This window comes from Bacillus sp. RC252 (assembly GCF_044909215.1).
GTDB lineage: Bacteria > Bacillota > Bacilli > Bacillales > Bacillaceae_G > Bacillus_A > Bacillus_A mycoides.
On the sequence record NZ_JBIYDV010000006.1, the window covers coordinates 71,088 to 92,656 of the forward strand.

Consider the following 21,569-nt stretch of genomic DNA (forward strand, 5'->3'; position numbering starts at 1 on the left):
GGATGAGAGGCTATGGAGCTGATTCGTGATTTAATGATCCAAATTGCCATCATTATTTTACCACTATTTTTATATGAAGCGATTCGTTTAAATCGTTATCAAGGAATGCTTCCGAAGCCTAATCGCTACTTTATTATGTTTTTATCTAGCGTTACACTCGTTCTCTCCATGACATACTCTATTTGTTTTGGTACCGTTTGCGGATACAATTTTCATCCAGTCCCAATTGTTAGTGGTTTTTTATATGGTGGGATTGTTGGGCTCATCCCTGCCATTATTTATGTTGCATATGAATGGATTTTTAAGGGGCTTAGTTGGTTGCCTATGGTAGAAGTTATATTTCTTTCGATAATTCCATTATTTTTGTCAAAGAAATGGTCTCTTTTTTCAAGAGATAAGAAGCTAATATTAGCTTTTATGATTGCATCATTTTATGTTCTTGTTTCATTAGTAGTCGGGATGTTGAATGTCCTTTTAGAAACAGGTTTTACACCGTACATATCTAATCTATATAGTGGGTATATATTTGCATCACTTATTATGGTTATGACAATGGTATTTCAAGTGTATTTGACTGAGTATTTAAACGAAAATGCATTATTGCGTACAGAAATGCAAAAATCAGAAAAACTTAATATTGTAAGTGAGTTAGCTGCAAGTGTTGCACATGAAGTTCGAAACCCTCTCACTGTTGTACGAGGGTTTATTCAATTGCTAGAGAGTACGGAAGACGTAAAAAACAAAGATTATATGCGTCTTGTATTAGCTGAACTGGATCGTGCTGAACAGATTATTTCAGATTATTTAAATTTAGCAAGGCCTCAAATTGAAAAAAAAGAACATATTTGTTTATCAGCACAATTAATTGAAATGACAACTCTTATGTCATCATTTGCAGCGATGCAGGGCGTTTATTTGCAAGTTGAGATTTCTGAGAGCCTTTATACTATCGGCGATAAGACGAAATTGAAGCAAGCTATTATGAATGTTGTTAAAAACGGTATTGAAGCAATTCAAGGAAACAAAGGGTATTTAAAAGTAACAGCTATTCAAAAAGATGAATTGATAATAATAAGAGTTAAAGATAGTGGTGTTGGAATGACAAAAGAACAGTTAGTAAGGCTTGGACAACCGTATTATTCTTTAAAAGAAAAAGGAACAGGATTAGGCCTTATGGTAACATTTAGTATTTTACAAGCGCATAATGGCACATTGGAATATAAAAGTGAAAGCGGAAAAGGAACTGAAGCTATTATTATATTGCCAGCTGTACGATATAAGGAATAAAAGTTACCGATAGAAGGTAACTTTTTATTTTATCGTGCATTAGAAAAAGATACAAAATTTCATTCATTTATTTTTTCTTGTTTTGTTCGAACGAATAAACTTTTAAATGATTGAAAGAAGCTTTGCTCTTTTGAGGCGGCGACTAATCTTTTTGTTTCTTGAATTTCGCGAATAACTTGCATAAGTTGTGTATCACGGTTGCTATCTTTATTGTAAATTTGATTGACAAGTTTATTCATTTTTTCTTCTTGTTTGGATTCTCGCTTATACATATGATTCATTAATAAGTCCATCTTTTCTTTTTGGAGTGCATCTGTTTGAGCGGCGTGAACAACTAGATCTTGTAACATTTTTTCTTGTGAGCCTTCTTTTACATAAACTTGTTGCATTAGTTCATCTAATTTCTCGTCTTTTAAACGATTTTGTGTAATGAGAGTAGAGTTTTGATGAATAATTGCTTCATTTAATTGAGCAAGCATTTCAAGTTTTAGCATGAACTCCTCAAAGTTACGCCCATCTTCTTTTGGTTGCACTTCTTGCTTATCTTGAATAACAGGTACAGGTGGGGCCTCTTTTTCTTTTAAAATAATAGGTATTGTTTCTGAAATGTCCTCTTGTAATGTAGCAGCTCTTTCATGTATAGATTTCAATAGTTTTAAATCATCCAATTTATAAATACGAGCATCAGCTGTTTTTGAAATGATATAACCGTGTTCCTCTAAGAGTTGGCTATATTTTCGGACTATATGTTTTGGGATACCTGTTTTATTTGTAACATCTTTCGTTTTATAAATAGCTTCCATGATAGTTCCTCCCCAAAAAGTATCGTATATATCATTTCAACCTTTTATGTGGACTTCCTTTGAAAAAGAATGTCGGAAGGTTATTAGTTTTCTACAGCATTAGTGAAAAGATGAAGAAAAATGAATGTTTTTGGCGGAATGGAGAGGAAGAGCTAAAATAATGTCTGAAAACATACATAGAAGAAGTTTGTTATAATAACTGAGGAAAAGAAATTGGTAGGAACACGGAGGTACACATGAAGCAATTTAAAGGTATTATCATTTCAATTATTGCAATTCTTTCTCTTTTGGTAGCGGTATATGAAGTACTTGTGCCAGAGGAGACAAGTACTAAAAAAACAACTACGTATGATCAAATTCTAGAGTTCCCGAAAGAACGATATCCAGAGACCGGGAAACATATAACGGATGCTATAAAAGAAGGACATTCGGAAATGTGTACAATTGATCGTAATGGTGCAGCGGATAGAAGGAAATTATCGTTAGCGCCATATCCGACGAAGAAAGGTTATGATCGTGATGAATGGCCGATGGCGATGTGTAAGGAAGGCGGAAAAGGAGCTCATATTGAATATATAAGTCCAGCAGATAACCGCGGTGCAGGTTCTTGGGTAGGGAATAAGCTAGACAAATATCCAGATGGTACGCGTGTGAAATTTGAAGTGAAATAGTAATTGGCATACATTTCATAGTGGAGAGAGGGATAGTTATGGAATTAACAATTTCATATTCGCAATTAATGATAATGAACTATGATGGTCAGCAGCCTTATGTAGATTGGACTCCTGAAGATTTTGAAAGAGGATATGCTGAGGTGGATGGAGCTATTATTTTTGAAGCAATCTCTGACTATACTTGTGAAGTGGAAGTTACTTGTGGAAATCATATTGAGAAAGAAGAAGTGGTTAGAACGATATCAGTTCCTTTCACAGTGAAGAATGAAGAAGTATATATAACAAGTATTCTTTCTAATAAATATCATATTCCTATTCCGAACGGGGAATATATGATAGTCTTGCAGGCAACTCCTCTTGAAGAGCCATCAGACGATGAATTGTATAAAGTACAATACGACTTCTATTTTGAGAGTGTAGAATAAAAAAACGTGTTATCCTTTTTGAAGGATAACACGTTTTTTTATTATGCGTTTGTTTTTAGGAGAGAACGAGCGTCTTTTGCTGCCTGAACCATGTGCTCTAAAGCAGGTATAACTTCCTCAGTTCTTCGTGTTTTTAAACCACAGTCTGGATTAATCCAGAAATATTTAGGGTCACATACTTGTAAAGATTGTTCTACGATTGTGAACATTTCATCTTTACTTGGGACACGTGGGCTATGAATATCATATACCCCTAGACCAATTCCTTTTTCATATGTTGTATGCTTTAATGTATTAATAAATTCTCCATGACTTCTTGATGTTTCGATAGAAATAACATCTGCGTCTAACGCTCGAATTGCATCTACAATATCTTCGAAGTTACTATAACACATATGAGTATGAATTTGTGTTTCATTTTCTACAGAAGATGTTGCTAAAAGGAATGATTGAACTGCCCATGTAATGTATGCATCCCAATCTTTTTCTTTTAACGGCATACCTTCACGAAGTGCAGGTTCATCGACTTGGATTACTCTAATTCCGGAAGATTCAAGTAACTCAATTTCATGACGAAGTGCTAATGCAATTTGATATGAAACTTCTTTTCTTGAAATGTCATTTCGAACGAATGACCAATTTAAAATAGTGACAGGTCCAGTTAGCATACCTTTTACTACTTTCTCTGTTAAGCTTTGTGCATATACAGTTTCTTTAATAGTCATTCCACTTATAAAGGCAACATCACCATAAATAACAGGTGGTTTTACGCAACGAGAACCGTATGATTGTACCCATCCGTTTTTAGTAAAGGAGAAACCAGCAAGTCTTTCTCCAAAATATTCCACCATGTCAGTTCTTTCGAATTCACCATGTACTAGTACATCAAGACCAATATCTTCTTGGTAACGAATCCACTTTGCAGTTTCTTTTTCAATGAATTGATTATATTGTTCATTTGTAATATCGCCGTTACGCCACTGTTTACGTGTTTGACGAACTTCAGATGTTTGCGGGAAGCTACCAATAGTTGTTGTTGGTAACAACGGTAATTTTAAAGCTACTTGCTGTAGTTCATATCGTTTTTCAAATGGAAGAGGACGTGAGAAATCATCTTCTTTAAGTGATGTACGTGCCACTTTTACATCTTCACGATTACGTGCAGCTGATGAGCGGATTGCATGATGTGCATTACGATATGTTGTTAAATCGCTACTGATGCTTTCTACACCTTTAGTAAGAGCAGAATGGACAAGGACTAGTTCTTCTAATTTTTGATTAGCAAATGCAAGTGCATCAAATAATTCACTTGTTAAGTGCGTTTCTTCCGTTTTATCAATTGGAGTATGCAATAAGCTACAAGAAGGTTGAACAATTAAACCTTTTGCTGTGATTTGATTTTGTAATGTTGTAAATAAAGAAAGTACATCATCAAGATCAGCTCTCCAAATGTTACGGCCATCTATACAACCGATAGCTAAAATTTTATCAGCTGGGAATCCGTATTTTGAAATAGCATTTACATTACCTTCTTTGCCATGAACAAAGTCTAATCCAATACCAGAAACAGGGAATGCAATAATTTCTTCATAGTTCTCTTCTACACTGTCAAAATATGTTTGTAGAAGAAGATTAGCATTTGGAACCTCTTTATGAATAGCTTCGTAAAGTTCTTTCGCTTGATTAATTTCATCTTTTGTTAAAGAGGCGAAGATTGGTTCGTCAACTTGAATAATTTGTGCTCCAGCTGCGTGTAATTCAGAGAATAATTGTACATAAGGTGCAACTAGCTCTTTTAAAATAGTGGAAAATTGCTCTTCGTTATAACCTTTTGCTAGTTTTAGGAATGTATAAGGGCCTAAAATAACTGGTTTTCCATCAACGCCTAACTCTTTTTTCGCTTCTTCATATAAACGAAGAGGACGATTGTCTTTTAAAGAGATTTGTAATCCTTCTTCGTATTCAGGAACAATGTAATGATAGTTTGTGTTAAACCATTTTGTCATTTCAGAAGCAACGTGATCTTTAGAGCCGCGTGCCATTGCAAAATATACATCAAGGTAAGAGGTAAACTCTGAAAAACGTGACGGGATGAATCCTAACATGTAGGCCGTATCCAGAACGTGGTCATAATATGTAAAATCGCCAACTGGAATTAATTCAATTCCCTTTTCTTGCTGTACTTTGACGTGTTGAAGGCGAATTTCTTTCATTGTCGTTAAAAATTGTTCTTCATCAATTTTATTGGACCAAAAAGCTTCCAATGTTTTTTTCCACTCTCGTTGTAGTCCGATACGTGGATAACCTAAGTTACTTGTTTGAATTTCCATTTTAAATTCCTCCCTAATTGAAAGTAAGCATTTCCGTTTACTCGGAAATACCTATAACAAAAAGCATAAAGGCATAGAAAAATAAGCCTTCCTTTTTGTTCTTAACACCTCATCATCATCCGTGAGTCTATCAGTGTTGTTAAAATAGGCAGGTATCCTGACTTATGCTTCATATAATTTCTTTCACCTTCCCGTTTTCACAGTGGCACAAAAAAGAAATCTCAGCATTTACAGTGGCGGGACCGTGTTGGAGTTTCACCAAACTTCCCTTTTAAACACGAAGTGAAATATTCGTGTACCTATTTTCCTTTTGAAAGGAATTTAACAAGCGATATGATATTGAAACAAATTCTAACACAATTTTCGGAATTTTGTCCACTGTTTTAAAATAAGAAAATTCTAAAGTTTTTCATTTCTTTTTATTCGGAAAATTAAGTTTTTTTAATGTTTATTTATTATTAAAATGAGGGTGTTTTGAGTTGCGAGGAATAATTATAGTGTTAAGTTTTTCTAGAAGAGGAGGCACCTCTTTTAGAAAAACTTAATCATTATCTACACCTATTTCTGAAAGACGACCTGCAGTTGCATCTTGTAAGAGCGTGTTTAGCCAACGTAATTCAACATTAATATGCTCAATGACGCTTTGTAGAATATATAGTTGAGCACGAGGAACTAGTTGTTTATTATGATCGTATATCGTTTGCATTGTATGTAAATAGAGCATTGTATCATCTCTCTTTTTTTTCAAAATAGGAACTAGAGCTTGTTCGTCGCTAAAGTGAGCGAAAGAGAGCGCTGAATAAATAGGTTTATATATTTGGTTTTTCGCTTCAAATTGTTTTAATAATAAAGTGTGGAAAAGGGCTTTTCCTTCCTCTGTTATATGGAAGATTGTTTTATCTGGTCTATTCGTATCTCTAACAATATTGGTAATGCTAATCGCACCTTGTTTTTCTAATTGCTCGAAGGCGTAGTATAGCGATCCCTTGGCATATTTAATATAACAATCCATTTGTCTTTCTTTCATTATGTGCTGCACTTCATAGGGATGTTTATCTCCTTCGAGTAACAAGCCGAGAATGACTAACTTCATGCTCATGCTGTCTCAACTCCTGTATATAGAAACTTTATATATATTATAAACGGTATATCCTCTTTCATAAAGGGATATACCGTTTCGTTTTTCTATATTAGCTTACTTGTTTTTGTTTTTGCTTTGTTTTTGGTCCTGTTAAAAGACGTTCATTTCCCATAAGTAAAATACAAATTATACTTAGCGTAGCTGGGATAAGTGCCCAGAAAAATGTATTAGCAATAGATGTTGCAAGAGCCTCTTTAATTCCGCTCAGTACTTCAGGAGGTAGCTTTTCAGTAGCATTTGGTGATAATAAAAAGCTTGTGTCTCCACCTTTAGGAGCCATTTTTTCTAGTTCAGGAGGGAAGACTGCTTTTAATTTATCAGTGAAAACATGATTTTGAATCGTACCGAAAATCGTGACGCCAAGGGTCATTCCAAGTGAACGGAAGAATGAGTTCGTGGATGTAGCAGAACCGCGATCTCTCATTTCTAATTTGTGGATAGATGCCATACTTAAAACTGAGAAGGAGAATCCAACTCCAAGTCCAGCAAGCACCATAAACATTGTTACGAGTGTACGAGGTGTTTCCATAGTTAAAGTACTTAGTAAATAAATACCAAGAACGAAGAAAACCCCAGATACTGTCATGATGTTACGATAACTTGTTCGTGAAGCTAATTGTCCACCAGTTTGACTTCCGATTACAGATCCTACCATCATAGGTGTCAAAATTAACCCAGCATTTGAGGCTGAACCACCGAGAACACCTTGAACGAAGATTGGAATATAAACTGTACAGATGATAAAAGCTGCGCCATAGAAAAAGGCAACACCTTGGCTAGCTGCAAATAAAGGTTTTTTAAATAAATGGAAAGAAATAATAGGCTCGGTTGCGTTTCTTTCTACGAAGAAGAAAATAATAAGCAGAATAACAACAATTGAAAATAAACCAATAATCACATTAGAGTCCCATGCATATTCTTTACCACCAAGTTCTAAAGCAAACATTAAGCAAACGATACTAATGACAAGCGTAATAGCACCAGCCCAGTCAATTTTTTGTTTTCGATATTCTAGAGACTCGCTATAGTATTTAGTAATGAAGAAGAAGGAAATAAGTCCTAACGGAATATTAATATAGAAGACCCAGTGCCAACTTATATAATCTGTAATGTAAGCACCTAATAAAGGTCCGAAAACACTAGATGTTCCGAAAACAGCACCAAATAGTCCGGTCATTTTTCCTCGTTTTTCAGGCGGGAATATATCATACATAATTGTAAATGCGATAGGCATAAGAGCGCCGCCACCAATTCCTTGAATGGCTCTATAAATACTTAGTTGTTCAATACTTGATGCTGTCCCGCAAAGTGCAGAACCAAATAAGAAGAGAATTAATCCGCCAATAAAAAAGCGTTTCCGTCCGTACATATCAGACAGCTTACCGAAAATAGGCATTCCGGCCATTGTTGCTACCATGTAGGCGGATGTGACCCAAACGAATTTGTCGAACCCTCCTAAGTCTCCGACAATCGTTGCCATCGCAGTTGCGACGATTGTGTTATCCATTGCTGCCATTAGAATACCAAGTAGTAAACCAGCAACAACAAATTTTGTTTTACTTGAATCGTTTTTTGATAGTTGTGCTTCCAAAAGTAGCCCTCCTTTAATAAAAATTAAACTAACTTAAGTTTTTTAGTGCAATGCATAAAAAAACTTTATGTACAGTTTGTATAGTTCCTCTTCATTTTATAAAAAATTGCACTGACATGATATAAAGGATGGAAATCATAAATTATATTATAGTCAAATTTGACTAAAAGGCAAATGTTTTCTACCGCCAAATTATTTTATCCCGCTTTAACTGCCCGTTAAAGCCCGATTGGTAAAAGCTAATAATCAGTGGGGGATGGACAAAACCCCCACTGATTAAAGTTTCACTTTATTATATTGACCAAAAGAGAGTAAGAATTTATTTTGTTATGTAGTCAAGGAAGGAAATTGTAAAAAAATATTTAATAAAGTATAACCTGTGTCAACCTATTAAAAATGGTTTTTTCTTTATATTGTCGAATAGGATAAAAGGAAAAGAAAAATTTAATATGATTTGTAACAAGCTAAATATTTTTTCTAAGTGTAGTTCATTGCATCGAGAGGCAGAATACAGTTGTATAGATGATATATCTGGAATGAGGTGAATATATTATGAAAATATGGAAACGAATTTCGGATCAAGGAAGGTATTCTATACCGTTACAGCCGGTTTTGTGGATTGATGGTTCTAAAAAGGACACGGAAGCATCCGATGTAGCAGTCACATTGCAAATCCGTAGTATGTATAAAGAAAAATTTTCGTATGAGATGATCTATGATGTTAATGACATACTAATTATTCGACTTGAAGTTGAAAATAAAGGCGTTGAAATGATTTCGCGAGTAGTTGTAAGTCATATGATTCGTGATTATTTCGCGTATATCCCAAACTCTTTAAAAGCAGATAAGGGAATAAGTGAGTTTTTATTTCAGCTTGTAAGGTGGCGAATCGATAATTTATCACCGAATGAAAAGGTAGAATTAATTTGTCAAATAAAAGCAAATAAAGATAAAGCTCCTCCCAATTCATTATTTCAGGCTACATATACATTTCAATATAAAGGTGTATCATATGGACCGCTACAAACAAATGAAGTGGTTGTCAGAAAATGATAAGAAGGAACCTGTGCGAAAGGTTCCTTCTTTAATGAAGATTGTGCTTCTTGAGTAATTTCTTTTGTTCCACTCCCTTTTTTCCAATATAGTTATTTTTGTATCCAAAATATAGAATGAATAGAAATGAAATAACATTTACTATAGCGTCAATTTGATCGTTTGTAATGAAGTTTATTCCGAAAGAGTTAAATAGTAATTTTAATGATAACAAAAAGCCAGCTAGTAAGCGCATAATATCTAATAGATTTTCTTTTTGAGGCATATAGGTCACTCCTTCCTAAAAACGATATATAGTATATATATGAAATAAAATAGAAAAGGTATACAAGCTTAAGTAGAAATGTACATTAAATATGTACATTTTTTATTTTATAGAAAAACATTATTGTTATAGAAACATATATTGGTATAAAAGGGGGAGAGTATGAAACATAAAGGGAAAATTAGTGGGTTATTACTTGGGAACACAGTTGCGGTTACAGAATGGATTGCACTTCAGGATGTAATTGCTGAGCTAGATTCGAGATCATTTTTAACCGTCTTTATTATTTATATATTGCAAATGATACTAAGCTATTATTTTGGACATTGGTACGATAAAAGAACGAATACGCGTGTAAATATTGAAGTAGGAGGAATGACGAATAACGATTTTGTCGTTGATTTTTTTGGAAAAGTAGCTGCTTTATCAGAAAGAGATTCTCGTAATATTACAGTGTATATTCTTTCCGTAAAAGAATGGGATGTATTAAAAGACACAGTGCAAGAAAAAAAGTTAGATGAGCTAGTCCAAAGAGTAGAACGTACAATTGTAAAGACAATTCGAAAAGGCGATGTAGTTACGAGGTGGGATGAAAATAAATATGTTATCGTAGCTGTTGATAATGGCTATGAAAAGTCAACAATAACAAGTAGATTAATCAAAAATATTCAAAATGAAATAGCGAATGATTTATTAAGTGTCACACTATTATTTGGGGCTGCAAGTTATCCTATAGAAGGGAAAACTTTTGAAGATTTGTTTAGAAAGGCACAAAATCAATTGTATAATTATAGAAACTTGCAAAGTCATGAATGAAACTTTGATTTAAAGAAGTATGATATAAAGATTTTTTGTAACATTTTTTTGTCTTTTGTTACAAGAAAACTTTTTTTTGTAACAAAAGTCTTTAAAAATATATGAAATCAGCATATAATTGTGTGTGGATGTGTCAATGCATTTTGCACAATGTTTTCAGTTTAAAAGTGTAGAGGAAAACATGCTCTACACTTTTCCTTTTTAAGAAATTAAAAGAATCTTTGTAAGAGTTGCGAGGTCCCCTTTGCACTATGTAAAATGGACAAAGAGGTTATTTGATAGAAAGTGAGAAAGGGAATGATAGACGTGAGAGGTCAACGATCATCTTTTATCAGGTGAAACATTATAGTGTTTCTTGCAGTAGGTAAGATTAAGGAAAATACCTTTATGTTTTAAGACATTACATAATTTTAAGTACGAAAATTGTACAAGCAGTATAAATAATTATTGATGATCTTCGTAAAAAGATGCGAGCGTGAAATAGCTAACGAAGTTACATGTTTTTCATGGGATTTTTGGTACGATGGTCGTTTATTAATAGGGGGAAAAGATGTTGAAATATAATAAATTAGCAATTGTAACTGCATTATCAATGACTTTACTAGCTGGTTGTTTTGGCCCAAAACCAGAAGAGGAGCTATATGTTGCGTTTGAAAATGCTGCCAAGCAAGAAAAAACAATGTTTGAAGATGCGAAAAAATTAGAGTCATTAGAGAAAGAGGGTCAAGTATTATATAATCAAATTGTCCAAGAAGGAAAAGATAATAATCAGGCTGTTAAGGATAAGCTTGATCAAGCGGTGAAAAATACAGCTGAACGAGAAAAAGTTCTTATTAAAGAAAAAGAGGCGTTAAATAAAGCGCAAGAAGAAGTGAAGTCAGCTGATAAGCATGTGAAGAAAATTGAAGATAATAAATTAAAAGAACAGGCTGATAAAGTAAAGAGTACTTATGAGAAACGACATGATTCATTCCAAAAGATGTACGATAGCTATAATAAATCTTTAAAGCAAGAAAAAGAATTATATACAATGCTACAAGATAAAGGTACAAAATTAAAAGATATTAGCGAGAAAGTAAAGGTAGTAAACCAAGCATATAAAGATATTGAGACAGAAAAAGATAAGTTTAATGAATATACGAAATCATATAATACAGAAAAAGTTGCATTCTATAAACAAGCTAATATTAAAATTAAGGAAGATAAAAAATAAAACAGTTTGGCCTAATATTAGGCCAAACTGTTTTATTTTTTTGTATAGGTACGGCTATACCATGGAACTGGTTCGCTTAATTTTTTTTCCTGTTTTAATGCTTCAGGACCAATATAATCTTGAAGTGTTTTTTTTGCTATTGTTAAAGATAAGGTTGTTTTCGGATTTCGATAGGAGGATTCAAGGTGACCAAGATGCGGTAGGGTGCGAAAATCATCTTTCGTAGGAGGGATATGGAAAAAATAATCACCTAAACGTATAAGAACATCGGATTGTTGTTGACTAAAACGTGGATTTCTAGAAAAATGTAATCCTTCTTTGATAGCCTTTTTTTCAGTAATTAAGCGTTCTAAAGCAGTCTTTTTTAACCAATATAAGTACTTAGGGTTAGTTGCAGCTTTAGCATGACGATTCACAACGAAAATAGATTGAGCTAGTCTATTAATAGAATGTTGATTATGCAATGGAGATTGTGGTTGTGAAGGTTTCATATTGACTCTCCTTTCAATTTTTCCTTATTATAGCATAAATAAAATGGGTTTTTATTATATGCAAAAAGTAATTGTATATATTTTCAATATTAAAGCAATATTGTTACAAAAAACAACTATTTTGTATAATAGTGATAGAATATGTTTCAGAAATTTGATAATGAAAGAGTGAGAAGTTTGAAAGAAATATTAAAATTACAATATGCCATTATAGATATTGGATCTAATACAATGCGTTTAGTTATTTATGAAAAGCAAAATGGAGGTTTTTATAAAGAAATTGAAAATACGAAAGTGGTTGCTCGGTTAAGAAATTATTTAATCGATGGTGTTTTGAATGAAGAAGGTAAAGAAGTATTGTTACAAACATTATTTCAATTTCAAGAAAGTACAAAATTCCATCAGTTGCATCATGTACTTTGTGTTGCAACGGCAACAATTAGACAGGCTGAGAATCAAGAGGAGATTAAAAAACTTGTTGAAGGACAAACAGACTTTACTCTTAGAGTATTATCAGAATATGAGGAAGCACGTTACGGCTATTTAGCAGTTATGAATTCTACTTCGTTTTCGGAAGGAATAACAGTAGATATTGGTGGCGGAAGTACGGAAGTTACATATATTAAAAATAGAGAGATTTTAGAGTACCATAGTTTTCCTTTTGGTGCGCTTTCTTTAAAACATCTATTTATTAAAGGTGATATTCCTACTAAAGATGAATTAGAGGAAATTCGAGAGTATTTAGAGTGTCAATTTCGAACGTTACCATGGTTAATTGATAAGAAATTGCCTCTTATTGCAATTGGTGGTAGTGCGAGAAACTTAGCGAAAATCCACCAAAATTTAACAAACTATCCTATAGCGGGAGTACATTTATACAAAATGAAAGAAGAAGATATTGAAAATGTAAAAGGTGCATTGGAAAAACAATCGTTTATCGAACTTCAGAAAATGGAAGGATTGGCAAAAGATCGAGCTGATACAATTATTCCAGCGGTTGAAGTATTTCATAAACTTGTAAATATTACAGAAGCAACGGCATTTGTATTAAGCAAAAAAGGATTAAGAGAAGGTGTTTTCTATGAAGAGTTGACGAAAGATTTTGGGATTTCATATTATCCGAATGTAGTTGAAGAAAGCTTACATTTGTTATCACACGAATATGAAATGGATATGGAATTTGTCATTCAACTTATTAAACATGGAAGATTGATTTGTAAACAACTCGAAGAATTGGGACTGATTTCTGTTTCAATAAAAGACTGGGAAGCATTCCATCAAGCAGCGAAAGTATTTAATATTGGAAAATATATAGACGAAGAAGCGAGTCGTTTACACACGTTTTATTTATTGGCAAATAAAACAATTGACGGCATGATGCATAAAGATCGAGTGAGGTTAGCGCTTATTGCATCTTATAAATCAAAAATGCTATTTAAACAACATTTATCTCCATTTGAAGGTTGGTTTGATAAAAGCGAACAAAAAAAAATCCGCCTATTAGGCGCTGTTTTACAATTTTCAGCTGCTTTAAATGTAAGACAAAGATCGCTTGTTGATACGATATCCATAACAGAAAATAAAGAAGGATTAACGTTTAGAATTTTATGTGAGCAATCGGCATTAGCAGAAAAAGTACAAGCTGAAAAACAAAAAAAGCAGCTAGAAAGAGTATTGAAAACAAATATTCACTTATCATTCGAATCAAAACGTTAAGTTGTACGGATGTCTTTACAGAAAATTAACACTTTGGAATGTTGTAATTTGATAAAATGAAAGTAACTAAATTATAGTGAAAAAGTTTCAAAGGGAAGTGTGAAGAGAATGGAATTGCTAAAGGGGAATTTAGTAAATTTAAATGATACAGCGTATTATAATAATCGTGAATTAAGCTGGCTAGCATTTAATGAACGTGTATTACAAGAAGCGCAAGATGAAAATAATCCACTATTAGAAAGACTAAAGTTTATTAGTATTTTTAGTTCGAATTTAGATGAATTTTTTATGGTGCGCGTAGCAGGTTTGAAAGATCAAGTAAGTGCGGGATTTAATCAGCCAGAAAATAAAGCAGGTTTAACACCAAAGAAACAGTTAAATAAGATTGCGATAAAATCGCATGAGTTAATGACTGTGCAGTATGAAACGTTTAAAAATTATGTATTGCCAGCGCTTGAACTAGAGGGGATTGAGCGTTTAACATTCCATGATTTGACGAAAGAGCAAAGGGAATTTATCGAGGAGTATTTTGATGAACAAATATTTCCGGTTTTAACCCCTGTATCTATTGATGCGTATCGTCCATTTCCAATGTTATTAAATAAAAGTTTGAATTTAGCTACTATTTTATATGATGAGCAACAGGCTGAGGAAGAAAATCGTACGAAGTTAGGAATTGTACAAGTGCCTTCATTACTGGAGCGTTTCATATTTTTACCGAGTGAAGGGCAAAAACATAAATTTATTTTATTAGAAGATGTAATTAGTGGTTTTACTCATAAACTATTCACAGGATATAACGTATCACCTGTTACTCGTTTCCGTATTACACGTAATGCGGATTTAACGATCCATGAAGAAGGTGCACGCGATTTATTAAAAGTAATTGAAAAAGAATTGAAAAAGCGTAAGTGGGGAGCTGCCGTTCGTTTAGAAGTTGGTAAAGAACACATTGATGAAAGAGTGTTAGCGTTATTGTATGATGTGTTAGAAGTAAAAGATGAAGATGTGTACATGATGGATGGACCGTTAGATTTAACATGTTTATTCTCCTTATATAAAAAATTAGCGCCTTTATATGAACATCTAGTATATCCGGCTCTTATTCCTCAACCTCCTCAAGATTTAGGTGATGAGGAAGATGTATTTGAAAAAGCGATAGAACATGATATTTTATTACACCATCCCTTTGAGTCGTTTCAGCCAGTCGTTGATTTTGTCCGTGATGCGGCAGATGACTCGAATGTACTTGCGATCAAACAAACATTATATCGTGTAAGTGGAGATTCTCCAATAATTCAGGCGCTGAAGGTAGCAGCTGAAAAAGGAAAACAAGTGACGGTATTGGTTGAGTTAAAGGCAAGGTTTGATGAAGAGAATAATGTTCATTGGGCTAAAGAATTGGAACAGGCCGGATGTCACGTTATTTACGGAGTAAGTCACTTGAAAACGCATAGTAAAATTACGTTAGTTGTAAGAAGAAGAAACGGAAAAATTGAAAGGTTTGTACATCTTGGAACCGGAAATTATAATGATGCAACAGCGAAGTTGTATACCGATTTTGGATATATTACATCGCGAAAAGACTTTGGTGTAGATGCAACAAATTTCTTTAATTATTTGAGTGGTTATACAAAAAAACCGCATTTTCATCATTTATCTGTTGCCCCGTTTGATATAAGAGAGCAGTTTATGGAGTTAATAGATGAGGAAATCCGTTATCATAGACAATATGGAAATGGATATATTATCGCTAAAATGAATTCGTTAACAGATAAACCATTAATAAAAAAAATGTATGAAGCATCACAAGCTGGGGTAAGGGTAGAGCTCATCGTTAGAGGGACATGTTGTTTAAGACCTGGGATTCCGAATGTAAGTGAAAATATTCGTGTAGTTAGTGTTGTTGGAAGATATTTAGAACATAGTCGTATTTATTATTTCCATCATAATGGAGATGAAAAAATATATTTATCTTCAGCTGATTTGATGACGCGAAATATGGAAAAACGAGTAGAAATATCCTTCCCAATTTTAGATATTGAAATGAAAGCGAGAATAAAGGCAATTTTACAGCTGGTTTTAGCTGATAATGTGAAAACACGTGAACAAAATAAAGATGGTGACTATTATTATATAATTAATAGTAGTATAGAAGAAATTGATAGCCAAGTGAATTTATTTAAGATGGCGTATCAAAATACAGACGCTGAATAGTGTGAAAAAAGTAAAAACCTCTTATTGAATTTAAGAGGTTTTTACTTTTTTTCTCTACTCATATATTCTCAAAATGGAAGGATGAGTAGAGAGAATAGTTTTTATTATAGGCGTGTGATGAGTTGGTTCGTTGAGAGAAAAACATTAGAAGAATGGTTGGTTTAAATTAATAATAGTATGGTTGTTGACAAGGCCCTCCGTAACAAGGAAAAGGTGCTGGTGGTGGGAAAGGCGGTGGATAAGGCGGATAAAACGGTCTAGGCCCGAAAGCTAATGCTCCACCGAGCAATCCTCCAGCAATTCCAGCTAGAAATGGAACACCGAAAAATGGAAAGAAGCGTGAGTCGCCTGCTGGGCCAAAAGGTGCTGAACGAACTGGGATCGGTTGATAATATGGATACATGAACAAACCTCCTTTACTGGACTCATTTTTATCATATGGTGGACCAAGCGTGGATGAGCGCGTACAAGGAAGGATATGTAAGGAAATAGGCGAATTGTTACGAATGTTGTAGGATGAAGAGTGTAATTTCAGGTTTTGACATAAAGCGGAATGGGACACGTGTTCTTCCAATACCTCGATTGACATAGAGAGTCAAACCTTGAATGTTATAGAAACCTTCAAGGTATTCTTTTGCAAGCGACGGGGTAATAATAGCACCTAAAAAAGGAATTTGTACTTGTCCGCCATGGCTATGACCAGAAAGTTGAAGATTGATTGGATATGTAGCGATTTGTGGCGCGATATCTGGTTCGTGAACGAGAACAATTGTATAAATATTTTGTTTTGCATGTTGTAAAGTTTCCGCTATTTTTGGTTTACCCAGTAGCATATCATCGAGTCCGAAAATAGAAATTTCACTATTATCCAGTAAACGAATTCGCTTTTCGCTATTTTGCAAAAGTTCAAATCCAGATTCGCGCATGATGTGATCATAGTATTCAGTTCCATATCCGCCATGGTCGTGGTTACCATAAATAGAAAATTTACCGAAGGGTGCCTGTATATTCTTTAAAATGGATGCAACAAAAGAAGCCTCGGTATATGTTTGGTAATCATCAATGAGATCACCAGTAAAAAGGACAATATCTGGCTTTTCAGCATTAATCTTGGAAACGATTTGAGATAAATGTTGGAGAGAGAAATAGTATCCTAGATGTAAATCGCTAAATTGAAGGATCTTCATACCATGAAAACCTTTTGGTATGAGCGGTGATTTAAGTGTGTGTTGCGTAAAAGAAAGCAAATAGGGCTCTATATATTTAGCATAATAATAGCCGATACTTGCGGTTATAAATGAATATAGACAAGTGCGTATTCCAGATTTTAAAAAATTTCTTCTTGTAATTTTCTTCATATACAGGTTACTCGAACCTCCCTTCAGTTTTTTTAAAAATATATTTTAAATACTAAAAAAGTAGTATAGATTACGAAAAAAATGAACGAAAAGAAACCTCTTTACGTTAAAATATCAGAAAAATTGAAAAATATAAAGATTTCTATCAAATAAAGTGATAAAATGAATGTGTATTCATTTTTTTTGGAGGGGATGTATGTGAAAGAGAAGGTAGTTATTATAACAGGTGGATCAAGTGGAATGGGAAAAGGGATGGCGATACGTTTTGCGAAAGAAGGGGCACGTGTTGTTATTACAGGGCGTACAAAAGAAAAGCTAGAAGAAGCAAAGTTAGAAATTGAACAGTTTCCAGGGCAAGTATTATCTGTACAAATGGATGTACGAAATACTGATGATATTCAAAAAATGATTGAACATATTGATGAGAAGTTTGGACGAATTGATATTTTAATAAATAATGCAGCTGGAAACTTTATTTGTCCAGCAGAGGACTTATCTGTGAATGGCTGGAATTCGGTAATTAATATTGTATTAAATGGCACATTTTATTGTAGTCAGGCTATTGGGAAATATTGGATTGAAAAAGGTATAAAAGGAAATATTATTAACATGGTGGCAACATATGCATGGGATGCAGGCCCAGGGGTTATCCATTCGGCAGCAGCTAAAGCTGGTGTATTAGCGATGACAAAAACTCTTGCTGTTGAGTGGGGACGTAAATATGGAATACGAGTTAACGCTATCGCACCAGGACCAATTGAACGTACAGGTGGTGCCGATAAATTATGGATTTCAGAAGAAATGGCTAAGCGTACATTGCAAAGTGTTCCACTTGGTAGAATGGGTACACCAGAAGAAATTGCGGGTCTAGCTTATTATTTATGTTCAGATGAAGCTGCATACATAAATGGAACTTGTATGACAATGGATGGTGGCCAGCATTTGCATCAATATCCATTTTAAAAGGGATGAACAAACGAATGATTTATTCATTTCTTTGTGGTAAAATATGACGAAATTGTGACACTTAAAAGAAATGTGTTTACAAGAGGGGATATATACGTTATATTTAAGACCTCTTTTTTCTTCATAGTAGAATTGCTAATTCCCCTTAGCATTTTACCCCTCTAATCCCTTCAGGAAAACTGAAGGGATTTTTTATTATTTTTCCGTAAATATCGTGTTATAATTTTTGAAAAGTAAAGGGAGGGAAGCACGTTGATAGATGCATTAGATGTAATGAGTAACTTGGATAAAGTCCTTCCTTATTATCAAGCTATTTTTAGTGCTGATGAGCATACAGTAATTGGATATGAAGTTGTAGGACGTATTCAAACAGAAGAGGGCATACAAAGTTTAGCATCTTTCTTCCATGATGATTCTATTCCGAGTGAGTTCCAACTTGAAGCGGATAACATCATCGTAGAAAAAGCGTTAAATAGGTATTTAGAAACGGATCAAAAATTATTATTATTTATACATCGGAATGCTAATGTATTAATGAATGATGAAGATGAAAGTTTACTTCAACTTTTGCTGATGTATGAAGAACAAGGTTTGAACTTACAACGCATTGTTCTGGAAATAACAGAACATGAATGTAAAGAAGATATAGAACAATTTAATCATTTACTCATGTATTATCGTACATATGGTATTCAAATTTCGATTAATAAAGTCGGAACGGGTACAAGTAATTTAGAGCGTATTAGCGTATTAGCACCGGATATTTTAAAAGTAGATTTAACAAATTTAAGGCAAACTGCACTTTTACAATCTTATCAAGATATTTTATATTCCTTATCTTTACTTGCTAGAAGAATTGGTGCGACATTGTTATATGAAGAAATTGATGCTTTTTATCAACTACAATATGCTTGGAAAAACGGTGGTAGATATTATCAAGGTAATTATTTGAAAGAATGTTTACCTGATTTTATTGAAACGAATGTTTTAAAAGAGCGACTTGGTAATGAATGTCATCAATTTATTCTGCATGAGAAGAAGAAGTTGCAAAAAATTTATAATTTAACAGAGATGTTACGTGATCGAATTGGTGATGTTCTGTCAAAACAAAAAAAGAATGAAGATATAAATGATTGGTTATTACAATTTAGCCAAAGCATATCACAATATAGTTTTCGGATATTTATTTGTAATGAAGATGGTTTTCAACAATCGGGTAATGTTATGAAAAAAGATGGTGGATGGATCATTATGCCAGAGTATTATATGAAGAACTGGAGCTGGCGCCCGTATTTTCTAGAAAATATAATGAAAATGCGTTTTGAGAATAAGGCAAGACTTTCAGATTTATATGCTGATATCGAAACTGGTGAAATGGTACGAACATTTTCATTCCCTATTGATGATGAAAACTTTTTATTTATAGATTTATCGTACGAATATTTATATGAAGAAGATGTTTTATTTTAATGCACGAAGAGATTCGTGTATTTTTTTGTTTGTTTTTATCATAAATTGGTAATAGTGAAAATGATGATGAAAATGCTGTCTATAGTTGTAAAGATTTTACGAACGAAATCATCCCTTTCTTTGCATAATCATTGTTACAATGAATACTACAAAGACAAGCTCTTTTAAAAGGAAGGTGAAAAAATGAAGAAATATGGAATATGGTTTGTTCTATTTATATGTGTTGCCTTTCTAGTTGGCTATAGTGTCACAACTGTTTTAGGAAAAGAAGAAGTGAAAGTGGATCGGAAAGAAGTGTTTACAACGATACAAAAAGGTTATGAGACGCAATTTTCAATCCGCGGGAAGCAAATACCTATGAATAAGATGATAGAGACGTTATCACCATATTTTACAAATAATTTCCTTCAAGTTTTTACAGATGAAAACAGTAGAAATGAAAAACAAAGTGGTGAATATTTACTTCCAGCAAAAGAAGCTCCGTTTTCTTTTAATTCAGAAACAAAAATGTCTTATGATGAAGAACATAAAAATTTATATGTCTATGAGCGGACAAAGAGTGGACAATATCAAATTGTGACATTGCAAAAGGATAATGGAAAATGGAAATTAGCAGGGTATCATGAAAGTCAGGAACTGTTGACTGAAATAAAAAGGTTACAACAATTATGAGAATAGGAATAGGTGTCGCCTATTCCTATTCTATACCGAGTAGCTGTTGTAATTTTTCAATTTGAAAACCTGCCACAACTTCTTCGTCAATTACAACTGTTGGAGTTGAATAGGATTCATAGTCATATAAAAGACGATTGCGTGCAGCAGCGTCTTTTTTTATGTCAAATTCTTCATATACAACGTTATTATGTTTTAAAAATTCTTTTACAATGGTACAAGGCGGACAATCAGGTTGTGTATAAACCTCAATTTTTTTCATTGTAATTCCTCCCTTTTTCTGTTGTTTATTATATTCTGCCAGTATAAAAAGCGCAATAAAGAAGTAAAAAGATGCTCTTTCATCTTTTTACTTCTTATTTCGACAAATTTTAGTTGAGTTTCTTGCCAAGAACCTTTATCCTAGATTGTGGAACGTTTTTTCTGTTATGACGGATAGAATGAGTATAGCTGTAAAACCTATTGGTAGGAAGATCAGAGAAAGGAGAGATTTCATGTCTCTACTCCAAGGAATTTTAACTCGACTTGTTAGTCTACAAGAACAAGCTGAAAGCGGTGAAGTAGCACAACGCTATTTTGAAGTGAACGGTGAGCGCAAATGTAGCGTGAAATTTTTCGATAAAAGTGAAATGTATGAGTTAGAAGTGTATCAACAAGGTGAAAAACCTCAAGTGTATCAATTCGATAACATCGATATGGTTGCAATTGAGATTTACGATATCATTTCTTGATACATATAAAAAAGGTACTGCCAAATGGCGGTACCTTTTTTAGTTATATTAATTAATGGGCTATATAGGTAGTAGAAGTTGTAATTTAAGTCGCGATTAAATAAAAGAGTTTTTACAAATGTATATGTATAGGAATTTTTTATTTTTCCTACAATGATAGTAAATATTAATAGGAGGTGCAAAGGATGGAACGCTTACCGATTGTTATTTGTCCTAATTGTCACAGTCATGCTGAAATTAATCACGTATTAACCGCCCAGTCTAATCAAAATGTAATTTATACATGTAGGTTTTGTAATTATGTAATTCGAAATATTGAAACGAATAAAGGGTAGTAAGTTATAATTTTT

Annotated in this window: 22 protein-coding genes and 1 riboswitch; of the genes, 13 read left to right on the top strand and 9 right to left on the bottom strand. The window is 33.4% G+C overall.

What is annotated here, in order from left to right:
• The first annotated feature begins 12 nt into the window (after positions 1-12).
• Positions 13-1,287: a sensor histidine kinase gene (locus tag ABH960_RS10260; RefSeq protein ID WP_002014814.1), complete on the top strand. Its 1,275-nt coding sequence runs from the start codon at positions 13-15 to the stop codon at positions 1,285-1,287.
• Between the two features lie 59 nt (positions 1,288-1,346).
• Here the strand turns inward: ABH960_RS10260 and ABH960_RS10265 are convergent, their stop codons facing one another.
• Entirely contained in the window at positions 1,347-2,090 is a 744-nt protein-coding gene (locus tag ABH960_RS10265; RefSeq protein ID WP_002014816.1) for a DUF3967 domain-containing protein, read from the bottom strand.
• Between the two features lie 236 nt (positions 2,091-2,326).
• Here ABH960_RS10265 and nucA point away from each other — a divergent pair, with 236 nt between their 5' ends.
• Entirely contained in the window at positions 2,327-2,761 is a 435-nt protein-coding gene (gene nucA / locus ABH960_RS10270) for a DNA-entry nuclease (RefSeq protein ID WP_002014817.1), read from the top strand.
• 38 nt (positions 2,762-2,799) lie between these two features.
• Positions 2,800-3,189: a competence protein ComJ gene (comJ, locus tag ABH960_RS10275; protein WP_002088359.1), complete on the top strand. Its 390-nt coding sequence runs from the start codon at positions 2,800-2,802 to the stop codon at positions 3,187-3,189.
• 41 nt (positions 3,190-3,230) lie between these two features.
• On the opposite strand, the gene metE is transcribed toward comJ, so the two are convergent.
• From metE to ABH960_RS10290, 3 genes are all read right to left on the bottom strand, one after another.
• Positions 3,231-5,519, bottom strand: coding sequence for a 5-methyltetrahydropteroyltriglutamate--homocysteine S-methyltransferase (gene metE, locus ABH960_RS10280; RefSeq protein WP_404444890.1), 2,289 nt, complete (start codon positions 5,517-5,519; stop codon positions 3,231-3,233).
• Positions 5,520-5,649: 130 nt separating this feature from the next.
• Positions 5,650-5,837: riboswitch (cobalamin riboswitch) on the bottom strand.
• 223 nt (positions 5,838-6,060) lie between these two features.
• Positions 6,061-6,618 (bottom strand): PadR family transcriptional regulator, encoded by a 558-nt coding sequence (locus ABH960_RS10285; protein ID WP_002128898.1) that lies wholly within the window; start codon positions 6,616-6,618, stop codon positions 6,061-6,063.
• Between the two features lie 91 nt (positions 6,619-6,709).
• The gene (locus tag ABH960_RS10290) at positions 6,710-8,251 is read right to left on the bottom strand and encodes an MDR family MFS transporter (protein WP_404444893.1); all 1,542 of its coding nucleotides are present in this window, start codon (positions 8,249-8,251) and stop codon (positions 6,710-6,712) included.
• Positions 8,252-8,803: 552 nt separating this feature from the next.
• On the opposite strand from ABH960_RS10290, the gene ABH960_RS10295 reads away from it, so the two are divergent.
• The gene (locus tag ABH960_RS10295; protein ID WP_002033821.1) at positions 8,804-9,304 is read left to right on the top strand and encodes a hypothetical protein; all 501 of its coding nucleotides are present in this window, start codon (positions 8,804-8,806) and stop codon (positions 9,302-9,304) included.
• Between the two features lie 31 nt (positions 9,305-9,335).
• Here ABH960_RS10295 and ABH960_RS10300 read toward each other — a convergent pair whose 3' ends face one another.
• On the bottom strand, positions 9,336-9,569 hold the full coding sequence (locus ABH960_RS10300) for a phage holin (RefSeq protein ID WP_002014824.1): 234 nt from the start codon (positions 9,567-9,569) through the stop codon (positions 9,336-9,338).
• A gap of 162 nt (positions 9,570-9,731) precedes the next feature.
• Between ABH960_RS10300 and ABH960_RS10305 the strand changes: the two genes are divergently transcribed.
• Positions 9,732-10,385: a diguanylate cyclase domain-containing protein gene (locus tag ABH960_RS10305; protein ID WP_404444898.1), complete on the top strand. Its 654-nt coding sequence runs from the start codon at positions 9,732-9,734 to the stop codon at positions 10,383-10,385.
• Between the two features lie 550 nt (positions 10,386-10,935).
• The gene (locus ABH960_RS10310; RefSeq protein ID WP_002014826.1) at positions 10,936-11,598 is read left to right on the top strand and encodes a YkyA family protein; all 663 of its coding nucleotides are present in this window, start codon (positions 10,936-10,938) and stop codon (positions 11,596-11,598) included.
• A 32-nt stretch (positions 11,599-11,630) separates the two neighbouring features.
• On the opposite strand, the gene ABH960_RS10315 is transcribed toward ABH960_RS10310, so the two are convergent.
• On the bottom strand, positions 11,631-12,089 hold the full coding sequence (locus ABH960_RS10315; protein ID WP_002014827.1) for a YkyB family protein: 459 nt from the start codon (positions 12,087-12,089) through the stop codon (positions 11,631-11,633).
• Positions 12,090-12,230: 141 nt separating this feature from the next.
• On the opposite strand from ABH960_RS10315, the gene ABH960_RS10320 reads away from it, so the two are divergent.
• Positions 12,231-13,805: a Ppx/GppA phosphatase family protein gene (locus tag ABH960_RS10320; protein WP_404444902.1), complete on the top strand. Its 1,575-nt coding sequence runs from the start codon at positions 12,231-12,233 to the stop codon at positions 13,803-13,805.
• Between the two features lie 108 nt (positions 13,806-13,913).
• Positions 13,914-16,022, top strand: coding sequence for a polyphosphate kinase (locus ABH960_RS10325; protein ID WP_002014829.1), 2,109 nt, complete (start codon positions 13,914-13,916; stop codon positions 16,020-16,022).
• Positions 16,023-16,188: 166 nt separating this feature from the next.
• Here ABH960_RS10325 and ABH960_RS10330 read toward each other — a convergent pair whose 3' ends face one another.
• Together ABH960_RS10330 and ABH960_RS10335 are read right to left on the bottom strand one after the other, a co-directional pair.
• On the bottom strand, positions 16,189-16,425 hold the full coding sequence (locus ABH960_RS10330; RefSeq protein ID WP_002014830.1) for a hypothetical protein: 237 nt from the start codon (positions 16,423-16,425) through the stop codon (positions 16,189-16,191).
• 97 nt (positions 16,426-16,522) lie between these two features.
• Entirely contained in the window at positions 16,523-17,380 is an 858-nt protein-coding gene (locus tag ABH960_RS10335; RefSeq protein WP_404444906.1) for a metallophosphoesterase, read from the bottom strand.
• Positions 17,381-17,578: 198 nt separating this feature from the next.
• Between ABH960_RS10335 and fadH the strand changes: the two genes are divergently transcribed.
• The 3 genes from fadH to ABH960_RS10350 all read left to right on the top strand — a co-directional run bounded on the left by fadH (position 17,579) and on the right by ABH960_RS10350 (position 20,488).
• The gene (gene fadH / locus ABH960_RS10340) at positions 17,579-18,343 is read left to right on the top strand and encodes a 2,4-dienoyl-CoA reductase (RefSeq protein WP_002128892.1); all 765 of its coding nucleotides are present in this window, start codon (positions 17,579-17,581) and stop codon (positions 18,341-18,343) included.
• A 255-nt stretch (positions 18,344-18,598) separates the two neighbouring features.
• Positions 18,599-19,816 carry an EAL domain-containing protein gene (locus ABH960_RS10345; protein WP_002066923.1) on the top strand — a complete coding sequence of 406 codons (1,218 nt, stop codon included), beginning with the start codon at positions 18,599-18,601 and terminating at the stop codon, positions 19,814-19,816.
• Positions 19,817-19,999: 183 nt separating this feature from the next.
• The gene (locus ABH960_RS10350) at positions 20,000-20,488 is read left to right on the top strand and encodes a DUF3993 domain-containing protein (RefSeq protein ID WP_002014834.1); all 489 of its coding nucleotides are present in this window, start codon (positions 20,000-20,002) and stop codon (positions 20,486-20,488) included.
• Between the two features lie 25 nt (positions 20,489-20,513).
• Here ABH960_RS10350 and ABH960_RS10355 read toward each other — a convergent pair whose 3' ends face one another.
• Positions 20,514-20,750 (bottom strand): glutaredoxin domain-containing protein, encoded by a 237-nt coding sequence (locus ABH960_RS10355; RefSeq protein WP_002014835.1) that lies wholly within the window; start codon positions 20,748-20,750, stop codon positions 20,514-20,516.
• Between the two features lie 232 nt (positions 20,751-20,982).
• On the opposite strand from ABH960_RS10355, the gene ABH960_RS10360 reads away from it, so the two are divergent.
• Together ABH960_RS10360 and ABH960_RS10365 are read left to right on the top strand one after the other, a co-directional pair.
• Positions 20,983-21,219: a YkuJ family protein gene (locus ABH960_RS10360; RefSeq protein WP_000055151.1), complete on the top strand. Its 237-nt coding sequence runs from the start codon at positions 20,983-20,985 to the stop codon at positions 21,217-21,219.
• Positions 21,220-21,404: 185 nt separating this feature from the next.
• Complete coding sequence (locus ABH960_RS10365; RefSeq protein WP_002033828.1) at positions 21,405-21,554, top strand: hypothetical protein; 150 nt, start codon at positions 21,405-21,407, stop codon at positions 21,552-21,554.
• Positions 21,555-21,569: the final 15 nt, after the last annotated feature.